At 58.2% G+C, this 19,315-nt stretch carries 14 protein-coding genes and 1 pseudogene; 4 read left to right on the forward strand and 11 right to left on the reverse strand.

Annotated elements, in window-relative coordinates:
• The first annotated feature begins 1 nt into the window (after position 1).
• Together BTJ39_RS19475 and BTJ39_RS19480 are read left to right on the forward strand one after the other, a co-directional pair.
• Positions 2-1,675, forward strand: a complete 1,674-nt coding sequence (locus BTJ39_RS19475) for an alcohol dehydrogenase catalytic domain-containing protein (protein ID WP_241825952.1) — start codon at positions 2-4, stop codon at positions 1,673-1,675.
• Between the two features lie 85 nt (positions 1,676-1,760).
• Complete coding sequence (locus BTJ39_RS19480) at positions 1,761-3,659, forward strand: PTS fructose transporter subunit IIABC (protein ID WP_078004381.1); 1,899 nt, start codon at positions 1,761-1,763, stop codon at positions 3,657-3,659.
• Positions 3,660-3,732: 73 nt separating this feature from the next.
• Here the strand turns inward: BTJ39_RS19480 and BTJ39_RS19485 are convergent.
• From BTJ39_RS19485 to BTJ39_RS19515, 7 genes and pseudogenes are all read right to left on the reverse strand, one after another.
• A pseudogene (locus BTJ39_RS19485) lies at positions 3,733-4,020 on the reverse strand (HPr family phosphocarrier protein); the annotation flags it as partial.
• Between the two features lie 250 nt (positions 4,021-4,270).
• A complete protein-coding gene (locus BTJ39_RS19490; RefSeq protein WP_078004383.1) occupies positions 4,271-4,906 on the reverse strand; it encodes a carbonic anhydrase in 636 nt (211 codons plus the stop codon).
• Positions 4,907-5,100: 194 nt separating this feature from the next.
• Positions 5,101-6,057, reverse strand: a complete 957-nt coding sequence (locus BTJ39_RS19495; protein WP_078004414.1) for a DMT family transporter — start codon at positions 6,055-6,057, stop codon at positions 5,101-5,103.
• Positions 6,058-6,125: 68 nt separating this feature from the next.
• Entirely contained in the window at positions 6,126-6,734 is a 609-nt protein-coding gene (locus BTJ39_RS19500) for an NUDIX hydrolase (RefSeq protein WP_078004384.1), read from the reverse strand.
• Between the two features lie 174 nt (positions 6,735-6,908).
• Positions 6,909-7,805: an alpha/beta hydrolase gene (locus BTJ39_RS19505; RefSeq protein ID WP_078004385.1), complete on the reverse strand. Its 897-nt coding sequence runs from the start codon at positions 7,803-7,805 to the stop codon at positions 6,909-6,911.
• A gap of 181 nt (positions 7,806-7,986) precedes the next feature.
• Positions 7,987-9,207, reverse strand: a complete 1,221-nt coding sequence (locus tag BTJ39_RS19510) for an NAD(P)/FAD-dependent oxidoreductase (RefSeq protein ID WP_078004386.1) — start codon at positions 9,205-9,207, stop codon at positions 7,987-7,989.
• A gap of 72 nt (positions 9,208-9,279) precedes the next feature.
• Positions 9,280-9,840 carry a GNAT family N-acetyltransferase gene (locus BTJ39_RS19515; protein WP_078004387.1) on the reverse strand — a complete coding sequence of 187 codons (561 nt, stop codon included), beginning with the start codon at positions 9,838-9,840 and terminating at the stop codon, positions 9,280-9,282.
• A 310-nt stretch (positions 9,841-10,150) separates the two neighbouring features.
• Here BTJ39_RS19515 and BTJ39_RS19520 point away from each other — a divergent pair, with 310 nt between their 5' ends.
• Positions 10,151-11,275, forward strand: coding sequence for a GNAT family N-acetyltransferase (locus tag BTJ39_RS19520; RefSeq protein WP_078004388.1), 1,125 nt, complete (start codon positions 10,151-10,153; stop codon positions 11,273-11,275).
• A gap of 26 nt (positions 11,276-11,301) precedes the next feature.
• Here the strand turns inward: BTJ39_RS19520 and BTJ39_RS19525 are convergent, their stop codons facing one another.
• Positions 11,302-13,134 carry an ABC transporter ATP-binding protein gene (locus BTJ39_RS19525; RefSeq protein WP_078004389.1) on the reverse strand — a complete coding sequence of 611 codons (1,833 nt, stop codon included), beginning with the start codon at positions 13,132-13,134 and terminating at the stop codon, positions 11,302-11,304.
• Positions 13,135-13,352: 218 nt separating this feature from the next.
• Here BTJ39_RS19525 and BTJ39_RS19530 point away from each other — a divergent pair, with 218 nt between their 5' ends.
• Entirely contained in the window at positions 13,353-13,946 is a 594-nt protein-coding gene (locus tag BTJ39_RS19530; protein ID WP_078004390.1) for an alpha/beta hydrolase, read from the forward strand.
• A 15-nt stretch (positions 13,947-13,961) separates the two neighbouring features.
• Here the strand turns inward: BTJ39_RS19530 and kdpD are convergent, their stop codons facing one another.
• The 3 genes from kdpD to kdpB are packed head-to-tail and all read right to left on the reverse strand — an operon-like array spanning position 13,962 to position 19,312.
• Complete coding sequence (gene kdpD, locus BTJ39_RS19535; RefSeq protein WP_078004391.1) at positions 13,962-16,631, reverse strand: two-component system sensor histidine kinase KdpD; 2,670 nt, start codon at positions 16,629-16,631, stop codon at positions 13,962-13,964.
• Positions 16,632-16,680: 49 nt separating this feature from the next.
• Entirely contained in the window at positions 16,681-17,253 is a 573-nt protein-coding gene (gene kdpC, locus BTJ39_RS19540) for a potassium-transporting ATPase subunit KdpC (protein ID WP_078004392.1), read from the reverse strand.
• A 10-nt stretch (positions 17,254-17,263) separates the two neighbouring features.
• Positions 17,264-19,312, reverse strand: a complete 2,049-nt coding sequence (kdpB, locus tag BTJ39_RS19545; protein ID WP_078004393.1) for a potassium-transporting ATPase subunit KdpB — start codon at positions 19,310-19,312, stop codon at positions 17,264-17,266.
• Positions 19,313-19,315 lie beyond the last annotated feature (3 nt).

Consider the following 19,315-nt stretch of genomic DNA (forward strand, 5'->3'; position numbering starts at 1 on the left):
CATGATGCATTTACCGGATAGCCAGCTTTGCTGGATTTATCGCGGCCAGGGGATGGCAACCTTCGGCGCAGACTCGCAGCCGGAAGCGTGCCCGCTGCCGCAGCCCGGGCCAGGAGAGGTGCTGGCGCGCGTCGATGCGGTGTCGATCTGCGCCTCGGATGTGAAAATGATCGAAATGGCTAACGATTATCCGCTGTTCAAAGATCGTGATTTTAGCCGCCACCCGGCGGTACTGGGGCATGAGCTTGCGCTGACGGTTGTTGCCTGCGGCGCCGACAGGCTGCGCGACTGGCCGCCTGGTAAGCGCTTTGGCGTACAGCCTGACGTCTGGCTCAACGGCGAGCGCTTTTGCATCGGCGTCAACGTTGCGGGCGGCATGGCGCAATACGTTCTGTTAGGAAAAGAGGTGTTTACCTCGGATAACGGCTGCTGCGCTTTTGCCGCCGACCCGGCGATTAGCGACGCGGCGCTGGCGCAAACCGAGCCGCTGGCCTGCGTTGAAGCAGCATTTGTGCAGCACTCCCGCTCTGACATGAAAGCACAGGGCGACCTGCTTATCTGGCTGGCAGAAGACAGCCAGCAGCCCTTTATACTGGATATGCCGCTTACCGCGAGCCGTATCACGCTAGTCGGCGACGCTGAAGCCTTTCGCCGCAGCGTCAGCGGCCTGCCCGATCGGCACTACGATTATCAGCCGCAGCTGCCGGCGCGGCAGTTTGATGACATTATCATTCTCGGCAACCCCGATGGCGCAACGCTTAGCCGGCTGACGGCAGGGATGGCGGTTAACGGCCTGCTGTGCTGGCTGCCGGACAGCGAACCGCAGGCAATGGTCGCGGCAGATATTGCCCAAATTCACTACCACAACCTCAGCCTGCTGGGCGCTCGCTCGCGTCGCCTGTCGGATGCCTTCTCCCGCCAGCGCTATCGTTACGACTATCAGCCAGGGGGAACGCTGATCCTCTCCGGCGGCGGCGGCACCATGGGACGCATTCATCTGCAGCGCGCGCTGAAAAGCGCCCGCGCACCGGCAAAGATCATCGTTACTGGCAACAGCCCTCACCGCCTTGAGCGTATGGCCAGCGATTTCGCCGGGCTGATAAACGCCGCCGGCATCGAGGTTTACTATCTGGCGCTGCAAACCACCCCTGACTTTGCCGCAGAGATGGCCCGGCTAGTCGGCTCGCAGGGAGCGACCGACATCGTGGTCTGCGCGCCGGGCATTGAGCCGCTCAGCGAAGTTGTTGATTTTCTCGCCGATGACGGCCTGCTGGTGCTGTTCTCCGGCACCCGCTACGGCCAGCATGGCCCGCTGCCGCTTGGTCAGGTCGCCTGGCAGCAGGTAACCATCAGCGCCAGCAGCGGCTCCTCGGTGCAGGACCAGCTGCGGGTACTGGAGAAAATAGCCAGCGGCGAAGCGCTTCCCGACTTTAACGTTGCGGCAATTGGCGGCTTGATGACCCTGAAAGAGGGGCTACAGGCGGTGAAGACCGGGCGTTTTACCGGCAAGGTGGTGATTTATCCCCAGCTGACCTCGCTGCCTCTGCTGGCGCTGGACCAGCTCGATAGCTGGGATCGGCGTCTCGCCGCGACGGTCAATGAAAGCGGCTGGTCGCTACTGGCCGAACGGCTGCTGCGCGAGAGCTATCCGCAGCCGGGTGATTCGCCCGGGTAAGTTAACCCTGACCTGATGGCTGCAAGGACGCAACTCGCGCCTGAAGCCCTGAATTCACCTTCTGTACCACCAGGAGAGCCTGCAAATGACATTATCAGAACTACTGACCCCGGCGCAGATTGTTTTAGATTTCGCCGCCACGGACAAACAGCAGCTGTTTCGCCTGTGTGCCGAAAAAATGACGGCAGCGGGAAAAATTGCCGCTGATCGGCAGGCAGCGCTCATCGACCTGCTGAATGAAAGGGAAAGGCTTTCAACCACCGCCGTGGGTGAAGGCGTGGCGATTCCTCACGCGCAGGGCGATTTTATTCACGCCCCATGCCTGCTGTTTGTTCGCAGCCTGCAGCCAATGCAATGGGATGAGCAGGACGATGAGCCGGTCTCGCTGATATTCGTCATTGCGGTGCCTGAAAAGTCAGAGGACCAGCACCTGGAAATTATCACCCGCCTGTGTCGCTGGCTGATGGATGATAACTTTCGTCAGGCGCTGCTGGATGCCCCTGATGCTGAACGAGTAATGCAGCTATTACAGCAGCAGGAGCCGCCGACGGACGCGCCGGCGGATAAACCCGCCGTAACAGGCAACGACCACGCACAACCAGCAGCATCTGCGCAATTTCTGGTGGCGGTAACCGCCTGCCCGACCGGCATTGCCCATACCTTTATGGCCGCAGAGAACCTGGAAAAAGCCGCCGTCAGCATGGGCTATAAGATTAAGGTGGAAACCAACGGCGCCGCGGGAACCGGTAACGGCCTGACGGCGCAGGATATCGCACGGGCGAAGGCGGTGATTATCGCCGCCGATACCAAAGTGGAAATGGCGCGCTTCGCCGGTAAACCGCTGCATTACGGCAGCGTTTCCCAGGGAATACGCGATGCGCAACAAATGATTAATCAGGCGCTGGAAGCGGCAGAATATCGCCCACAAACCGGCTCGCAGCCCGCCAGCGGTAAAACCACCCCTGGCGTATACGGTTCGCTGATGAACGGCGTATCTAACATGCTGCCATTCGTTATCGCCGGCGGGATACTGATCGCCCTGTCATTTCTCTGGGGAATAAATTCCGCCGATCCGCAGGATGCCAGCTACAGCTATCTGGCGCAGGTCATCAAGCAGATCGGCGGCGCCGCCTTTACCCTGTTCATTCCGGTCATGAGTGGCTATATCGCCTACGCCATTGGCGACCGGCCCGGCTTTGCGCCCGGCATGGTCGGTGGCCTGCTGGCTAACACTGGCGGCAGCGGTTTTCTTGGCGCCATCGTCGCCGGGTTTATCGCCGGCTATCTGATCAAAGCACTGCGCCGCCTGCTTAGCCCGCTGCCCGCCTCATTTGAAGGCTTAAAGCCGGTGCTGCTTTATCCCCTGCTCAGCGTATTTATCGTTGGTTTTATTACCGTGGCATTAATCAATCCTTTTATGGGCGAGGTAAATAACGCCGTTATTCATTTCCTGAATGATATTGGATCGACAAATAAAGTTTTACTGGGCTTTATTATTGGCGCCATGCTGGCAGCTGACTTAGGCGGGCCAATAAACAAAGCCGCTTATTTATTTAGCGTCGGCGTACTGGCAAGCGGTAATTATTATGTTATGGCCGCCGCCGTTGCCAGCGGCATGGTGCCTTCACTTGCCGTGGCATTGGCTGCTAATATCGCTAAAAATAAATTTACTGCCAGCCAGTGCGAAGCAGCCAAGGCTAATTATATTCTCGGGCTCTCCTTTATTGCTGAAGGCGCGATACCTTTCGCCGCCAGCAACCCATTGGTGATATTACCTTCTCTGATGGTGGGGTCGGGCATCGCTGGCTCGCTGGCCATGCTGTTTAGCGTCACCTATCCTGCACCGCACGGCGGGGTATTTGTTATTCCGTTGGTGGGGCACCCACTGCTGTTTTTACTGTCGACGCTGGTGGGGGTCATCATTTCCACCGCCTTGATTTTACTGATGAAGAAAAATCTTTCCGCCGAAGAGCGACTGAGCTGATCGCCGGCAGGCGGGCGCATAAATACCCGGCTCAGGGCATAAACCAGCGCACAGGCTGGTTTATTGCTTTGCGCTATTCGCCAAGGCCGCTGGCGATTTCGCTGCGAAGCGCGGCGACCGCGGCGTCGGCATCCTCGCCGGTGACCGAAAAGCGCAGGCGATGGCCCTTTTTAACTCCCAGAGAAACCAGCTTCATCATGCTACGGCCGTTAACCGCCTGCCCGCTCCCGTCAAGATTGCTGACCATAATGTCGCTCTGGAAAGACTTTATTAGCTTCACCAATACCGCAGCCGGACGAGCATGTAATCCATGTTCATTTCTTATCGCTAACTCTATGGTTATTTCTTCAGACATTTCATCTCTCTTTATTTTTCTGGCGGGGGATATTTAAATTTTAATCATAAAAATAAATTACGCATAAAATATACTCCCATAGAATAATACTCAGCGCCATTAACAAAAATAAGAAACATGATAGCAGACATAAAAAATGTATCGCCATAAAAGCACGCTGGCGCTTACGATTTTCTATTAATATGGCGGCGAAAAAGATAATCAACACCCATAAAGATAACGGGCAGAAATACGCTTTCTGCCCGCAGAAACCCGCCTATTCGAAAAAGGTTTCCGGGTTATCTGACAATAAGACAAAGCGCTCGGACTTATGCTCCAGCGCGTGGATAACGCCGGTTTCGATATCGTATACCCAGCCGTGCAGCCGGATGGTGCGGTTACGCAGGGCTACCGATACCGACGGATGGGTGCGAATGTTGTAAAGCTGGGCAATGACGTTCTCCTGCACCATGGCATTCACTTTATCTTCTTCGCTGGAATAGGACTTCTCATCCACTACCGATTTCGCCGCGTCCGAGTAGCGCAGCCAGTGGGATACTGCCGGCATATTGTCGAGACACTGGCAGGTGGCAATGGCTTTCATCGCGCCGCAGTTTGAATGGCCGCAGATGATGATATCGCTGACGCCCAGCGCCAGCACCGCATATTCAATGGTGGCGGAAACCCCGCCGGGCTCCGGTCCGAACGGCGGAATGATGTTGCCCGCGTTGCGAATAACAAACAGCTGGCCCGGCTCCTGCTGGGTCACCAATTCCGGCACCAGACGGCTGTCAGAACAGGAAATAAACAGCGCCTTCGGACTTTGGCTGGAAGCAAGCCCCCTGAACAGCTCGCGTCTTTCAGGAAACACGTTTTCCTGAAAACTCAGGAATCCATTGATGATCTCTTTCATGTCCACCTCTAAATGGATCAAATTGCAGGCAAAGTTAGTCAAAAGTATAAGCAGCTATGCCGTGACTGTTAACATGATTATGCCGTATTTACCGGCATTTACCTCTTATCTTTGTTTCATCACTCACCTTGCAACGCCGGCAAAGGTGTCGCGTGACCGGACCGGCGGCACAGCGCAACCGCTACGGCAGCAATTTAACGCACCTCAACCACCACCGGCTGCGGTTTTATCCGCATCGCCGCGATGACGCCCGCCATCAGGCAAACAATGCCGCACAGCGTCAGCATCGGCGGCCAGCTTTGCCGCCAGACAAAGGTCCACAGCAGGCCAAACAGGATTTCGAATACGATCAGCGGCCCGACAATCACCGTCGGCAGGCGCTGGCAGGCGGTGTTCCAGCACATGGCCCCCAGCCAGGAGCACAGCAGGCCGATTGCCAGCATCAGGCTGAGAAACGTTGCTGGCCGCGGGCCGAAAGGCAGCGAAAATGCCGGCTGCGTCAGCATCAGCTGGGCGCAGGCCAGCCCCCATGCCAGCAGCGCCAGCGGCAGCGTCATCAGCCCCTGCGCCGTCGCCCACGTTGCCGGCCGCGCCTGTGGATGCATACGCAGCCAGCGGGCGTTGCGCAGTGGATACCAGGTCCAGCAAACTACAGCCAGCAGCGCCAGCCCGATCCCCATCAGATAGCCTGGCAGGTCAACCGGTCCCTGGCGCGCATCAAGCTCGGCAAAATTAACGCACAGCAAGCCAGCCAGTATCAGCAGCAGCGCCGGCGTCAGGCTTCGCCAGGAAAGCCGCCCTTCCAGATGACCGTAGAAAAAGTTGGCGCTGATCGAGATAACCACCGGCAGTGTACCGATCAGCATAGTGGAAACCGGCGCGCCAGTGCGCTGAATAGCACTGGCCAGAAACGCATAATAGAGCAGATTTCCCACCAGGCTCAGCTTTAACGCTTCCATCCAGTCGCCGCTATTCAGCTGCCGCAGCCGGCGTTGATCGTGCCATGCCAGCGGTACGGCGATCAGTCCGAAAGCAACATAGCGCCCGGCTGACTGCATAATGCCCGGATAGTCGGGCACCACCAGCGGTCCGACAAAAATCAATCCCCATAAGCAGCCCGCCGCCATGGCAAACAACACTCCCGCTAACACTACCACCTCCCTGGCCGGCATAGCTCTACGCCAGCCGCAGTTAAATAAGCACGGATCATCGCAGCAGACTAATCACACCACGGCTCGCTGCCCTCACGGGCAATGCGCAGGCTGGTTTCAATCTCTATCGGTACGATGCGCGTCAGCGACAGCGGCGGCAGTTCGTCAGGATCAAAGAAGCCGATATCCAGCGATTCATGGCTGATTGCCAGCTCGCCGCCCAGCTCCTCACACAAAAAAATCAGCTTATAGATGTGAAACGGATGTGGCGGATGACCGTGCTGGTTGCGATCCCATACGCCGAGCAGACGCGTAGCCCGTACATGCAGGCCGGTTTCCTCCTGTACTTCACGCTCGGCAGCCTGCCTTGGCGCATCGCCGACATCCACCCAGCCGCCGGGTAAGCACCAGCCGCCATCCTCTGCTTCCCGGACCATTAGCACTTTGCCATCGCGCACGATCAGCGCCCGACTGTCCACCTTCGGCGTGGCGTATCCTTGCTGCTGAGAAAAGCTTGTCAGTACCTGCCGGGGATCGGTAGAAAACTGTTGCGCCATCAGCTGTGCGGCCAGCGCGCGCAGCTGTTCATAGCGTTCAATATCAAATTTATCTTTGCTGAAGGTAAGGCCAGACTGGGCAAGCGCCTGAAGCTTTTGTGCCAACGCTATCGGGTTCATTGATTATCCTCCCTTGTGATACGCAAAGCACTGAGGATAACAGTTCAACGTTGCCATGAGGCGGCGGCGATGAAAAATAGCGCACGGGTTGTTGCGCAGCCGGCGCGCTGAGCGGAACGCGAGCCAACCCGGCGCCGGCTTTTCGGCATAGTCTGATGCGTCGGCGCTGCCAACTCAGGTGTGCGTTTGCAGCCACGAAGCATAAGCTTCATCCCAGATAGCGGCGGGAGTGCCGGCTTTGCCCAGGCCGAAACCATGACCACCGCGGGTAATTTTAATCAGTTGCACCGGGACTTTTTGCTTACGGCAGGCGTCCTGCATGATCAGCAGATTATGGGGACTGGAAATGTTGTCGTCATCCGCCTGGGCCAGGAAAGTCGGCGGAAAATGGCGGCTGACGTAATTCTGCACTGACCAGTTGGCTTCTTCGGTGGATGAGGCATTGTCACCCACCAGCATACGATGGGTATTGGTATGAGTATAAGGCTCTTCCAGCGTTACCACCGCGTAGATAAGCCCGATAGTATCAGCGCTCGGTACGATTTGATCGAGGCTATCGACCGGCGGATAGGAGGCATAATCCGGTCTGGCCGCCGCCATGCCCAGCAAGTGACCACCGGCGGAAAAGCCCAGCAGGTGAACTTTGCGCTCCATCGAACGGACCAGGCGAATCGCCCGCTGCGCGTCCTGTAGCGGCGCGTAGCTACCGGCCTGCCAGCCTTCATGCGGCAGCCGATAGCTAAGAACATAGGCGGTATAACCCAGCTTATTCAGCCAGCTGGCAACCGGCCAGGCTTCACCGCCCATGCCAATCCAGCGATAGCCGCCGCCGGCAGCAATCAGCACCGCTTCGCCGTTAGGATTTGCCGGCACCAGGCGCCGCAAACCGGGGATGGCGATATTCGACCATGATCCATTAAGCGAAATATTCACCTTGCCGGAGGGACCGCCGCCGCCGGGCGGCTCATCAGGCCATAATGGGATCATATCTTCGGTTGCCATCAGCTTACCTGCGCTCATTGATAATATGAAAGCACCGGCCCCCTGTAATAACCGGCGTCGACTAAGCATCCAGAATTCCTGTTGTTATGTTTATCCCGTTTGCGGTCTTTGCCGCCTGGGTCTAATAGCGTGCTAAACGACGCCGATCTCAGTAGCAACCTGCCAGGTCAAAGCCTGGTTATTAAGCCGTTAATCCGGGCGCGGGGAGCGCGCTCAGGCGATAAAAAAGCCAGCGTCAGTACCGTAGCGGCTATCGCTTTGGCTTACAAGCGGTGAACCACTCTACGCCTTGTAAAATCCCCTTCCAGTAAAACCAGGGTAAAAAGCGTGCCTTAAGAAACCATCCGAACCAGTGCGGTTTTAGCGGGTTAACGGGGAAGGTCGGCAACAAACGCCCATTGTAACCAAATTCCGCCAGTACAACTTTACCACGCGCAACCGTCAGCGGGCAGGAGCTGTAACCATCATAATCGGCCGTGAGCGGCTGCTGGCGCAAAAAACTCACCACATTACGCGCCACGATAACCATCTGTTTGCGCGCTGCCGCCGCAGTTTTGGAGTTCGATGTCGATACCGCGTCGCCAAGGGCAAATACCGAGGCAAAACGCTTATGCTGCAAGGTTTTTTCATCCACCTCGCACCAGCCTGCTTCATTACCCAACCCGCTGTCGGCAATAAACACCGGCGGCAGCTGCGGCGGAACGACGTGCAGCATGTCGAATGATTTCTGCACCCGCACCGTTTCGCCTCCGGCGCCCGGCTGCTCAAACCAGGCCTGACGATTAGCGCCGTCGACCCTCACCAGTTTGCAGCTATAGTTAACCTGCGCATGGTAGTGCTGCAGCCAGCGTTCAAGTTCCGGAATAAAATCGCTGACGCTGAACAGCTGCTGGCCAGCGATGCAAAACTCGGTTTTAATCTGCCCGAGTCGGCGCTGCTTTTGCCAGTAGTCGCAGGAAAGATAGAGGGCTTTTTGCGGTGCGCCGGCACATTTAATCGGCACCGGCGGCTGAGTGAAAAGCGCGGTGCCCTGCTCTAATTGCTGTACCAGCTGCCAGGTATAAGGCGCCAAATCGTAACGGTAATTAGAGGTTACGCCGTTTTTACCCAACGTTTCCTCCAGGCCTTCAATTTTATCCCAGTGTAGCGTCAGGCCGCAGCAAACCAGCAGGACGTCGTATGACAACGTTTGCCCGCCGGCAGTGTGCACCACCTGGCTTTCTGCTTCGACCCGGCTGACGGCATCCTGATGCCAGCGGACGCCTTCGGGAATCAGATCGCGCAGCGGACGCCGCGTTTTTTGCTGGCTGTATTCCCCGCCGCCAACCAGCGTCCAGCCCGGCTGATAATAGTGATATTCCTGCGGTTCAATTAGCGTTATCGCCAGCTGTTTATTTCGTTTCATTAAGCTGGCAATCACGCCCAACCCTGCCGTCCCGCCGCCGATTACCACAATATGCTGCTGCGCCATCACGCTATCCTTTATTACGCTGTATTTTTGCCGGTAGCCAACGCGCCAAAACGCCGCTGCTTTCAATAGCCTTCAGGCAACCGGCCCTGCGCCCTGCTCATAGGTTTGCACGCGCCATTCTTCGTGCCGTAGCCGAAACAACAGGCTGGCAGGCGCCCCCGGCACATCATCAATATGCCCGCGCAGCTGCAACCCAATTTTTTGCAACACCCGCTGCGACGCCAGATGATTTTGCCGCACCGTGGCGGCGACTTCCGGCATATTAAGCTGATGAAAACTGTGATGAAGTATAACCCGGGCACACTCTGTCGCCAGCCCCTGTCCCCAGGCGTCGCAGGCAAAACGGTAGCCAAGATTATTGATCGTTTCGCTTGCCACTTCACGTCTGGAAATACCGCCGAATCCCAGCGTCTTATAGGGCTCATGGCGCAGTGAAATTGCCCAGATCCCGAACCCGTGCTGGCGCCAGTGTGCCAGCCAGCCGCTCAGCACCAAATTGGCGTGCTCACGATCGGGAAATGGCCCCGCTGGATTAAACTGGTTGGTCGCCGGATCGCCATAAATAGCAAACAGCGGTTCGCTATCATCCGGGCTAACAGGGCGCAGGCAAAGTCGTTCGGTATACAGTCTCATCCCAATAGTAACCCATTCGTTAAGGGGCCTTTTTTTAAGGGTGGCAAAATTCTATCGCGATGCAATAGCTTTCTGGCAAATATAACGGCGGGCGCGCATATTTGGGGTCAACGCAAGCACAGGAATACCCAGCGGATTTTCATTATGTGAAGCGCGTCAAACGCTTTGCCCCCTCTCAGATTTTACTTTATTGGTAACACTCGCCCCGACCTAAGACCAATTCAGTTTGGTTATATCTGGCACATAAGGTGATTGATCGGACCGGGGAAAACGTTCAACGTAGCCATAACGATGTTCACCGGAGCCAGAAATGTCGCTAATACGTCTTAATGCGATAACTGATATTGCCGCCGCCGACTGGGATGCCTTGCTCACCGATAATCAGCCCTTTGTACGCCATGCCTTCCTCAGCGCGCTGGAAGAGAGCGGCTGCATCCGGCGCGAAACCGGTTGGCAGCCACAGCATCTACTGTGGCAGGAACAGGGTATGGTGATGGCCGCCATGCCCGGCTATCGTAAGCACCATTCGTACGGCGAATATGTTTTCGATCACGCCTGGGCGGACGCCTGCCAGCGCGCAGGGGTGGAATATTATCCGAAATGGCTTTGCGCCGTTCCTTTTAGCCCGGTTACCGGCGCCCGCATAGCGGGAGAGCCGCAGGCAGCAGGCCGCCTCCTTGCGCAGCTGCCCGCCTGGCTGGCGGAGGCCGGACTGCATAGCGGGCATATTAATTTTACCGATACGCAGACCGACCCGCTGCTGGCACAGCTGCCGGGATGGCTGGCGCGCGCTGGCTGCCAGTATCACTGGCATAACCGCCAGTACCGCGATTTCAGTGACTTTCTTGATACCCTGATGTCACGCAAACGCAAAAATATGCGCAAAGAGCGTCAGGCTGTGCGCGATAAGGGATTTAATTTCTGCTGGTACCAGGGAGATGAACTCACGCAAAGTCAGTGGGATTTTATCTATGTCTGCTATGCCAATACCTATGCGGTACGTGGACAGCGCCCCTATCTTAATCGCCTGTTTTTCAGCCTGCTGGCTGAGCGCATGCCTGCCGCTATCCGGGTCGTTATCGCCCGGCGGGATGATAAACCGGTCGCAATGGCATTCAGTCTGGTCGATGATCACACCTTCTACGGTCGCTACTGGGGCTGCCTGGCGGAGTTTGACCACTTGCACTTTGAAACCTGCTTCTATCAGGGGATGGATTATATGATGGCTAACGGACTGAGCCGCTTTGACGCTGGCGCTCAGGGAGAACATAAGTTGGTACGCGGCTTTGAGCCGGTGCTGACCCGTTCATGGCACCTGCTGCGTCATCCCGGCCTGCATGAGGCGGTTGCGGATTATCTGCAACAGGAGGGACCGGCGGTGGAAGCATGGGCGCAGGAGGCGCGCCAGGCGTTGCCTTATCATCGTCAGGCGTAATCGCGCCGCCGGCTAAAAGCCGGCGCTCAAAGCTCGCCGACAAAACCACCGGTCTGATGGCGCCACAGGCGGGCATACAGGCCGTTTTGCTCCAGCAACTGCTGGTGGTTGCCGATTTCAACAATTTTGCCTTTTTGCAGCACCACCAGCCGGTCCATTTTAGCGATGGTGGACAAGCGGTGGGCAATGGCGATAACCGTTTTCCCCTGCATCAGATCCTCCAGGCTCTCCTGAATCGCCGCTTCAACCTCCGAATCCAGCGCCGAGGTAGCCTCATCCATCACCAGAATCGGCGCATCCTTTAGCAGCACCCTGGCGATGGCGATACGCTGGCGCTGCCCGCCGGATAGCTTCACGCCGCGCTCGCCGACGTGCGCATCAAGACCGGTGCGCCCCTGATCGTCGTACAGCTGGGGGATAAACTCATCGGCACGTGCGCGATGGATCGCCTGACGCAGCTCATCGGCAGACGCGCCGGGACGTCCGTACAGCAGATTATCGCGAATCGAACGATGCAGCAGCGAGGTATCCTGGGTGATCATGCCAATCTGCGCCCGCAGACTTTCCTGACTCACCTGGGCAATGTCCTGACCATCGATCACAATGCGGCCGCCGTTCAGATCGTAAAGACGCATCAGCAGATTGACCAGCGTCGACTTGCCGGCCCCCGACGGACCGATTAAACCGATCTTCTCACCCGGCTGAATCGTCAGCTTAAGCCCCTCAATGACCGGTCGGTCGCCGCCATAATTAAACTGCACGCCGTCAAAGTCTATTTCACCGCGTTCAACCCGCAGCGCCTGGGCATCCGGCCGATCGGAAACCTTCACCGGCTGAGCGATGGTTTGCAGGCCGTCCTGCACCATGCCGATATTTTCAAAAATGCCGTTTACCACCCACATAATCCAGCCGGACATGTTAACGATGCGAATCACCAGACCGGTGGCCAGAGCAATGGCGCCGACGCTTATCAGCGACTGGGTCCAGAGCCAGAGCGCCAGCCCGGTAGTACCGACAATCAGAAAGCCGTTAAGCGTGGTAATGGCCACGTCCATGCCGGTCACCATGCGCCCGGCCAGCCGGTTTTTCTCGGTTTGCTCGCCAATCGCCTGACGGGCGTATTGCTTCTCCAGCGCGCTGTGAGCAAAAAGCTTTAAGGTGGTGATATTGGTGTAACCATCAACGATGGTGCCCATCAGCTTCGAGCGCGCCTCGGATGAGGCGACAGAGCGGGCCTTCACCCGTGGGACGAAATACCACATGCAGAGCACGTAACCGATAATCCACAGAATGAGTGGGATCATCAGCCGCCAGTCTGCTTCCGCGAACAGCACCAGTGAGGTGATGGCATAGATCAGCACGTGCCAGATGGCATCTACCGCCTGCACGGCGGAATCACGTAATGCATTGCCGGTTTGCATGATCCGCTGGGCAATACGTCCGGCAAAGTCGCTCTGGAAGAAATTAAGGCTCTGGCGCAGAACGTAATTATGGTTCTGCCAGCGAATCATGCTGGTCATGCCGGGGTTAATGGTCTGGTGCACCAGCAAGTCGTGCAGGCCGATAAAAATCGGCCGCAGCAACAGCGCCACCACCACCATCCAGATCAGCTCTCCGGCGTGCCGGCTAAAAAGTTCATGCGGCGGCGTCGAGTTGGTCAGATCGATGATGCGACTCAGGTAGCTAAACAGCGCCACCTCGATCAGAGAGGCAATAAGCCCGACCAGCAGCAGTATTGCAAAGCTGGGCCAGACCTGGCGCAAATAGTAATAATAAAATGCCCAGACCCGGTTGGGCGGCGTATCGCCGGGCGCATCCTTGAAAACATCAATCAGGCGTTCAAATCGTTGAGACAGCATTATTAATTTCTCATTTTTCCCACGAATCCTGCAAAGCTTAGTGCAAAATGCCGGTATCGGGGCAGCATCGCCAAACTCTGGTTTTTTGTTGCAGATTGATTGAGCTTGATCGGGAAAAGACCCTTGCCAATGTGCGACTACCGCACGTAAACCTTACGCAGTCAGGCGCTCTGCACGCACAATACTTATACGGTTTCTTACAGCGTAAGAGGAAAGATATGGCAGACGGTTTAGCGATTCTTTTGCACGGTTTTGGCAGTAATGGCGACGACCTGGCCGGACTGGCAGCACGCTGGGCGCCTGACCTGCCAGGGGTGAAATTTGCCAGCCCAAACGCGCCCGAACGTTTTCCCCACGGCGCGGGCTATCAGTGGTTCGCGCTGGACGGCGTCACAGCGGAAAACCGGCCACAGCGCGTGGCTGACGCCCGCGCCAGCTTCGATCGAATCCTTGAGCGCATTCTGCAGCAGATGACAGATAAGTTGGATAAGGTAGTGCTGGTCGGTTTTTCTCAGGGCGCGATCATGGCGCTCGACGCCGTCGCCTCCGGGCGCTGGCCGGTCGCAGGGGTGGTGGCTTTTTCCGGCCGCCTGGCATCGACGCCGCCGCTGAAGCCGGCAATCGCGCCGCTGCTGCTGGTCCACGGCATGATCGACCCGGTTATTCCCTATGCTGAAAGCGAACGGGCGGCCGGGCAGCTGCGCGATCTCGGCTACCCGGTGACGACCCAGTTTGAGCCATCGACCGGCCACACCATTTCAGCGGCCGGCGCCCGGGCCGCTGCGGGATTTATTGCCGAGCGACTGACCTGAGGAGCCACGGCGCCGCTACGGCAAAGCGGGCGGCGCCCCCAGCGGCAGCGTGAAGGTAAAGCAGGCGCCGCCCTCCGGCCGATTGCTGGCGCTGATTTTACCGCCGTGAATATCAACAATCGCCTGGCAGATCGCCAGGCCCAGCCCGACGCCCGGCACGGCGGATTCTTTGCTACCGCGGGCAAACTTCTCGAAGATGCTTCCCTCCTGCCCGGGTGCAATGCCGCGCCCGGAATCCCAGACGCTGATAGCCAGCATATTATTTTCTGAACAGCGGGCCGTAATGCCAAGCTGGGCCGCATCGCCGGCATATTTCAGCGCATTTTCCAGCAGATTGGCAAATACCCGTTCCATCAGAGGACCATCTACCTGCAGCAGCAGCATCTCCGCCGGCAAATCAAGCTGCACCTGGCGCGTACCTAACAGCGGCGCCAGGTTTTGCAACGCGCCGCCAATCAGCTCATCCAGCGCCATCCACTCGCTATGCAGACGAAATCCGCCGGACTGTAAGCGGGCCATATCCAGCAGATTATTCACCAGCCGGATAGTGTTCAGCGTCTGCTGCCGGATTTGATTTGCCTGAGCGGCATGTTTTGAATCGGCATTCGCCAGGTCCAGCGTCAGAATCTCCGCCTGGCTGAACAACACCGTCAGCGGCGTACGTAAATCATGGGAAAGGGCTGACAGCAGCGCGTTGCGCAGCTGTTCACGCTCGGCGGCCAGCCGGGCAACCTCCTCGCGCTGCGCCAGTTGGAGCCGCTCCAGCGCACTGGCAATCAGCGCAGTAAAGGTGTTAACCAGCTGCTGCTGCTCCGGGATCATCAGCTGACGCAGATTATTGGGCTCAATAATCAGCAGCCCATAGGTCCGCTGCGCTGTTTTCAGCGGCAACATCTGATAAGGCACCGCCGGCAACGTATCGGTTCCTGCCCCGGCAGGCTGGCCTTTATCAATGCTCCAGCGGGCGATCGCCTGGTCCGGCAGCACGCTAAGACGCTTTTCGCCGGGCATAAACAGCGCGCCTTGTTCATCAAGCAGCAGCAGCTCGCTACGGGCGCCAAGCGTACTGTCAACGGTGCGCTGACTGACGCTGGCGATATCCTGCTGCGACAGCGCGCGCCCCAGCGATTGCGCCAGCTCATACAGCCGACGCGCCCGCTGCTCCCGGTAGCGCGCCACGCGGGCCTGGTAACGCACGCCCGCCGTCAGGTTACCGACCAGGGTGCCGACGGCCAGCATCACGCCGAAGGTCACCAGATACTGCATATCCGATACCGCCAGGGTGCCGGTTGGCGAAATAAAGGTGAGATCAAAAGCAACGACGTTCAGCAGTGCGGCGATCACCGATGGCCAGCGACCATAGCGCAGCGCCACAATCACCACGCCCAGCAGGTAGATCATCACCAGGTTGACCGAATCAACCCCCGGCAGCAGCCAGCGGCCGATAAAAGTGATGAATATGCATAATAATGCCGCCGCCGCACAGCCCTGCATCTGTCGACGCCATTTCTCGCCGGAGAAGGTGCGGCCTACCGGGGGAAGCGCGGAGCCGGCAGTCAGTGCGTCATCCAGCGCCACCACCAGCAGATCGAGATCGGGGGCAGACTGGCCGAGGCGCCGCAGAAACCGCTCCCGGCGCCAGCGGTGCATTCCCGGCGTGCGGCCGATCACGATCTTGCCGAGGTTATGCTCTCTGGCATAGCGCAGTATCGCCCCCGTTTCGCTGGGATCGGACAGCGTGGCGGTTTCGGCGCCCAGCTCTCTTGCCAGCTGCAGCGTGCGCAACACGGCGCGGCGACGCGCTTCCGGGACGCCGTGCAGGCGGGGCGTTTCGACATAGACCGCATGCCAGTCGCTGCCAAGCTTCGCCGCCAGACGTGCGGCAATGCGCACCAGCTTTTCACTGCCGGTATTGTCCCCGATGCATAAGAGAATAGCGTCGCGGGTATGCCAGACCTTCTCGCGGCCATGGCTGTCGCGCCAGAGCCGCATCTGGTCATCGACCCGATCGGCGGTCCGCAGCAGCGCCAGCTCGCGCAGCGCAAAGAGATTGCCTTTGCGAAAGAAGTTTTCGATCGCGCGCTCAGCGCGGTCACCGACGTAAACCTTGCCTTCTTTTAGCCGCAGCAGCAGGTCATCCGGTGGCAGATCGACCAACACGACTTCATTAGCTGAATCAAAAAACGGATCGGGCACCGTTTCCCGCACCCGGATGCCGGTAATGCCGCTGACCACGTCATTCAGGCTTTCCAGATGCTGAACGTTAACCGTCGTCATCACGTCAATGCCCGCCGCCAGCAGCTCTTCAACATCCTGCCAGCGCTTTGGATGGCGCGATCCCGGCGCGTTGCTATGGGCCAGTTCGTCAATCAGAATCACCGCCGGATGACGCGCCAGCGCAGCATCAAGATCGAACTCCGCGTGGTTGTGCCGCGCCGAATGGCGGCGAGCCAGCAGCGCCAGTCCATCCAGCAGCGCCGCCGTTTCTTTGCGCCCGTGGGTTTCCACTACGCCAATCAGTACGTCCAATCCCTGGGCGCGCAATCGATGTGCTTCCTGCAGCATCGACCAGGTTTTCCCGACGCCGGCGCTGGCGCCAAAAAAGATTTTTAACCGCCCACGCGGCTCCCCCTCTACGTGCTTTAGCAACGCATCCGGGTCGGGGCGGATAATATCGTCATTCATTGCTGTCCTGCCTGAGAAACGAGTTGCCGGCGCCGCCGGCGAAAAAAAGTTAGCGTGCTAATTTATCCAGCGCGCTATTGAGCAGCACTACATTAACGCCCGCTTCGCCGATAAACCAGGGGATTGGCCTGCGGGTATTATCCACAATAAGCTTTTCCACTAGCGCTAACGGCAGTCCGCGTGCGGCGGCTACCCGCGGCGCCTGCCAGCGCGCCGCCAGCGGCGTGATCTGCGGATCCAGTCCGCTGGCGGAAGCGGTAACCAGCCCCACGGGCACCGGTCCGGTTTGCTGCGGGTTCGCCGCCTTCAGTGCCGCCACGCGCTGCTTTATCGCCATAAATAGCGCCGGATTAGTCGGCCCGAGGTTGCTTCCCCCTGACGCCTCAGGGTTGTATGGGAAATCGGCGGTGGCGGAGGGTCGCCCCTGAAAATACTGCGGCTGGGTAAAATTCTGGCCGATCAGGACCGAGCCTCGCAGCTGGTTATTCTGCTTTATCAGCGAGCCGTTCGCCTGAAACGGAAACCACCATTGTCCCAGCGCGGTGGTCAATAAAGGGTAGCCAACGCCGGTGATTAACGTAAGCAGCATCAGCAGCGTCAGCGCGGGGCGTAATTGACTCATGTTGTTCTCCTCAGGCCAGGCCCAATGCGGTCAGAATGATATCGATCAGCTTAATGGCGACGAAAGGTACCAGCAGACCGCCAATGCCGTAGATCCACAGATTACGCCGCAACAGCGCTGCGGCGCTGAGCGGGCGATAGCTCACGCCTTTCAGCGCCAGCGGGATCAGGAACACAATCACCAGCGCATTAAAGATCACCGCCGAAAGGATCGCCGACTGCGGGGAATGTAAATGCATAACGTTGAGGGCGTTCAGCTGTGGGTAAGTCACTACGAAGGCCGCGGGAATAATTGCGAAATATTTAGCCACGTCGTTGGCGATGCTGAAGGTCGTCAGCGAACCTCGCGTCATCAGCATTTGTTTGCCAATATGCACCACTTCCAGCAGCTTGGTCGGGTTGGAATCAAGATCGACCATGTTGCCGGCTTCCTTTGCCGCCTGAGTGCCGGAGTTCATCGCAACAGCGACGTCTGCCTGCGCCAGCGCCGGAGCGTCGTTGGTGCCGTCGCCGGTCATCGCGACCAGCCGTCCTTCCGCCTGATACTGACGGATCAGCGCCAGCTTGGTTTCCGGCGTCGCTTCCGAGAGAAAATCATCAACACCGGCCTCCGCAGCAATTGCCGCAGCGGTCAGCCCGTTATCGCCGGTGATCATGATGGTCTTAATCCCCATTTTACGCATTTCAACAAAGCGCTCTTTGATCCCCCCCTTCACGATATCTTTTAGCGCCACCACGCCGGTCACAACCGAACCTTCAGCAACGACCAGCGGCGTACCACCGGTGCGCGCGACCTCTTCCACCAGCTTATTGACCTGCGGCGGAAACTGGCCACCGTTAGCCTCGACGTGACGGCGAATGGCATCTGCGGCGCCCTTGCGGATCATGCGGTTTTGCAGGTTGACGCCGCTCATCCTCGTTTGCGCTGAAAAGGGCACGAAGGTGGCGCCGCTGCGTTGCAGATCGCGCTCGCGCAGATTAAATTTTTGCTTGGCCAGAATAACGATGCTGCGTCCTTCTGGCGTTTCATCTGCCAGCGACGCCAGCTGGGCGACATCGGCAAGCTGGCGTTCGCTGACGCCCGGCGCCGGTAAAAACTGCGTTGCCTGGCGATTACCCAGGGTGATGGTGCCCGTTTTATCGAGCATCAGTACGTCGACATCACCCGCCGCCTCCACCGCCCGCCCGCTGGTAGCAATCACGTTTGCCTGTAGCATACGGCTCATTCCCGCCACGCCAATTGCCGACAGCAGCCCGCCGATGGTGGTCGGGATCAGACAAACCAGCAGCGCCACCAGCACCGTAACGCTCACCGGCTGCCCACCCCACAGGGAAAAGGGCCACAGCGTGGCCGTAGCAAGCAAAAAGACGATAGTCAGCGCAATCAGCAGAATGGTCAGGGCAATTTCATTGGGGGTTTTGCGACGTTTCGCGCCTTCTACCATGGCGATCATGCGATCGAGAAAGGTTTCTCCCGGATTGGCGCTGCACTGAATCACCAGCCAGTCAGACAGGATGCGCGTGCCGCCGGTAACCGACGCGAAATCACCGCCAGATTCGCGGATAACCGGTGCCGACTCGCCGGTTATCGCACTTTCATCAACCGAGGCGCCACCTTCCAGCACCTCCCCGTCGCAGGGAATAATATCGCCCGCCTCCGCCAGCACCACGTCGCCCTTGCGCAGGGTGTCGGCGGCGACGTTCAGCGTCGACGCGCCGTAATGGGGCTGCGACATTTTTTTGGCATAGCTGGTGCGCTTGACGCCTTTCAGGCTATTAGCCTGTGCTTTGCTGCGTCCTTCGGCCAGCGCTTCGGCGAAGTTGGCAAACAGCACGGTAAACCACAGCCAGATGGCGATAGCCCAGGTAAAGCCTGTTGGCCCCGCCATCAGGCTGCAACTCATCGCCAGGGCCTGTAACGTCGTCAGCACGCTGCCCAGCCAGACGACAAACATAACCGGATTAGCAAACTGTACGCGCGGATCCAGTTTGCGCAAGGCGTCCATCAAAGCGACGCGGGCCAGCGCCCAGTCAACCAACATCGGTGTTGAACTTTTCATGGT

The organism is Izhakiella australiensis (genome assembly GCF_002006995.1).
In the GTDB taxonomy this organism is placed as follows: Bacteria; Pseudomonadota; Gammaproteobacteria; order Enterobacterales; family Enterobacteriaceae; genus Izhakiella; species Izhakiella australiensis.

Bases quoted from the DNA above. Each gene is read 5' to 3' on its own strand.
- BTJ39_RS19475 (WP_241825952.1), top strand. From the start codon at position 2: ATGATGCATTTACCGGATAGCCAGCTTTGCTGGATTTATCGCGGCCAG.
- BTJ39_RS19480 (WP_078004381.1), top strand. From the start codon at position 1,761: ATGACATTATCAGAACTACTGACCCCGGCGCAGATTGTTTTAGATTTC.
- BTJ39_RS19490 (WP_078004383.1), bottom strand. From the start codon at position 4,906: ATGAAAGAGATCATCAATGGATTCCTGAGTTTTCAGGAAAACGTGTTT.
- BTJ39_RS19500 (WP_078004384.1), bottom strand. From the start codon at position 6,734: ATGAACCCGATAGCGTTGGCACAAAAGCTTCAGGCGCTTGCCCAGTCT.
- BTJ39_RS19505 (WP_078004385.1), bottom strand. From the start codon at position 7,805: ATGCTTAGTCGACGCCGGTTATTACAGGGGGCCGGTGCTTTCATATTA.
- BTJ39_RS19510 (WP_078004386.1), bottom strand. From the start codon at position 9,207: ATGGCGCAGCAGCATATTGTGGTAATCGGCGGCGGGACGGCAGGGTTG.
- BTJ39_RS19515 (WP_078004387.1), bottom strand. From the start codon at position 9,840: ATGAGACTGTATACCGAACGACTTTGCCTGCGCCCTGTTAGCCCGGAT.
- BTJ39_RS19520 (WP_078004388.1), top strand. From the start codon at position 10,151: ATGTCGCTAATACGTCTTAATGCGATAACTGATATTGCCGCCGCCGAC.
- BTJ39_RS19525 (WP_078004389.1), bottom strand. From the start codon at position 13,134: ATGCTGTCTCAACGATTTGAACGCCTGATTGATGTTTTCAAGGATGCG.
- BTJ39_RS19530 (WP_078004390.1), top strand. From the start codon at position 13,353: ATGGCAGACGGTTTAGCGATTCTTTTGCACGGTTTTGGCAGTAATGGC.
- kdpD (WP_078004391.1), bottom strand. From the start codon at position 16,631: ATGAATGACGATATTATCCGCCCCGACCCGGATGCGTTGCTAAAGCAC.
- kdpC (WP_078004392.1), bottom strand. From the start codon at position 17,253: ATGAGTCAATTACGCCCCGCGCTGACGCTGCTGATGCTGCTTACGTTA.
- kdpB (WP_078004393.1), bottom strand. From the start codon at position 19,312: ATGAAAAGTTCAACACCGATGTTGGTTGACTGGGCGCTGGCCCGCGTC.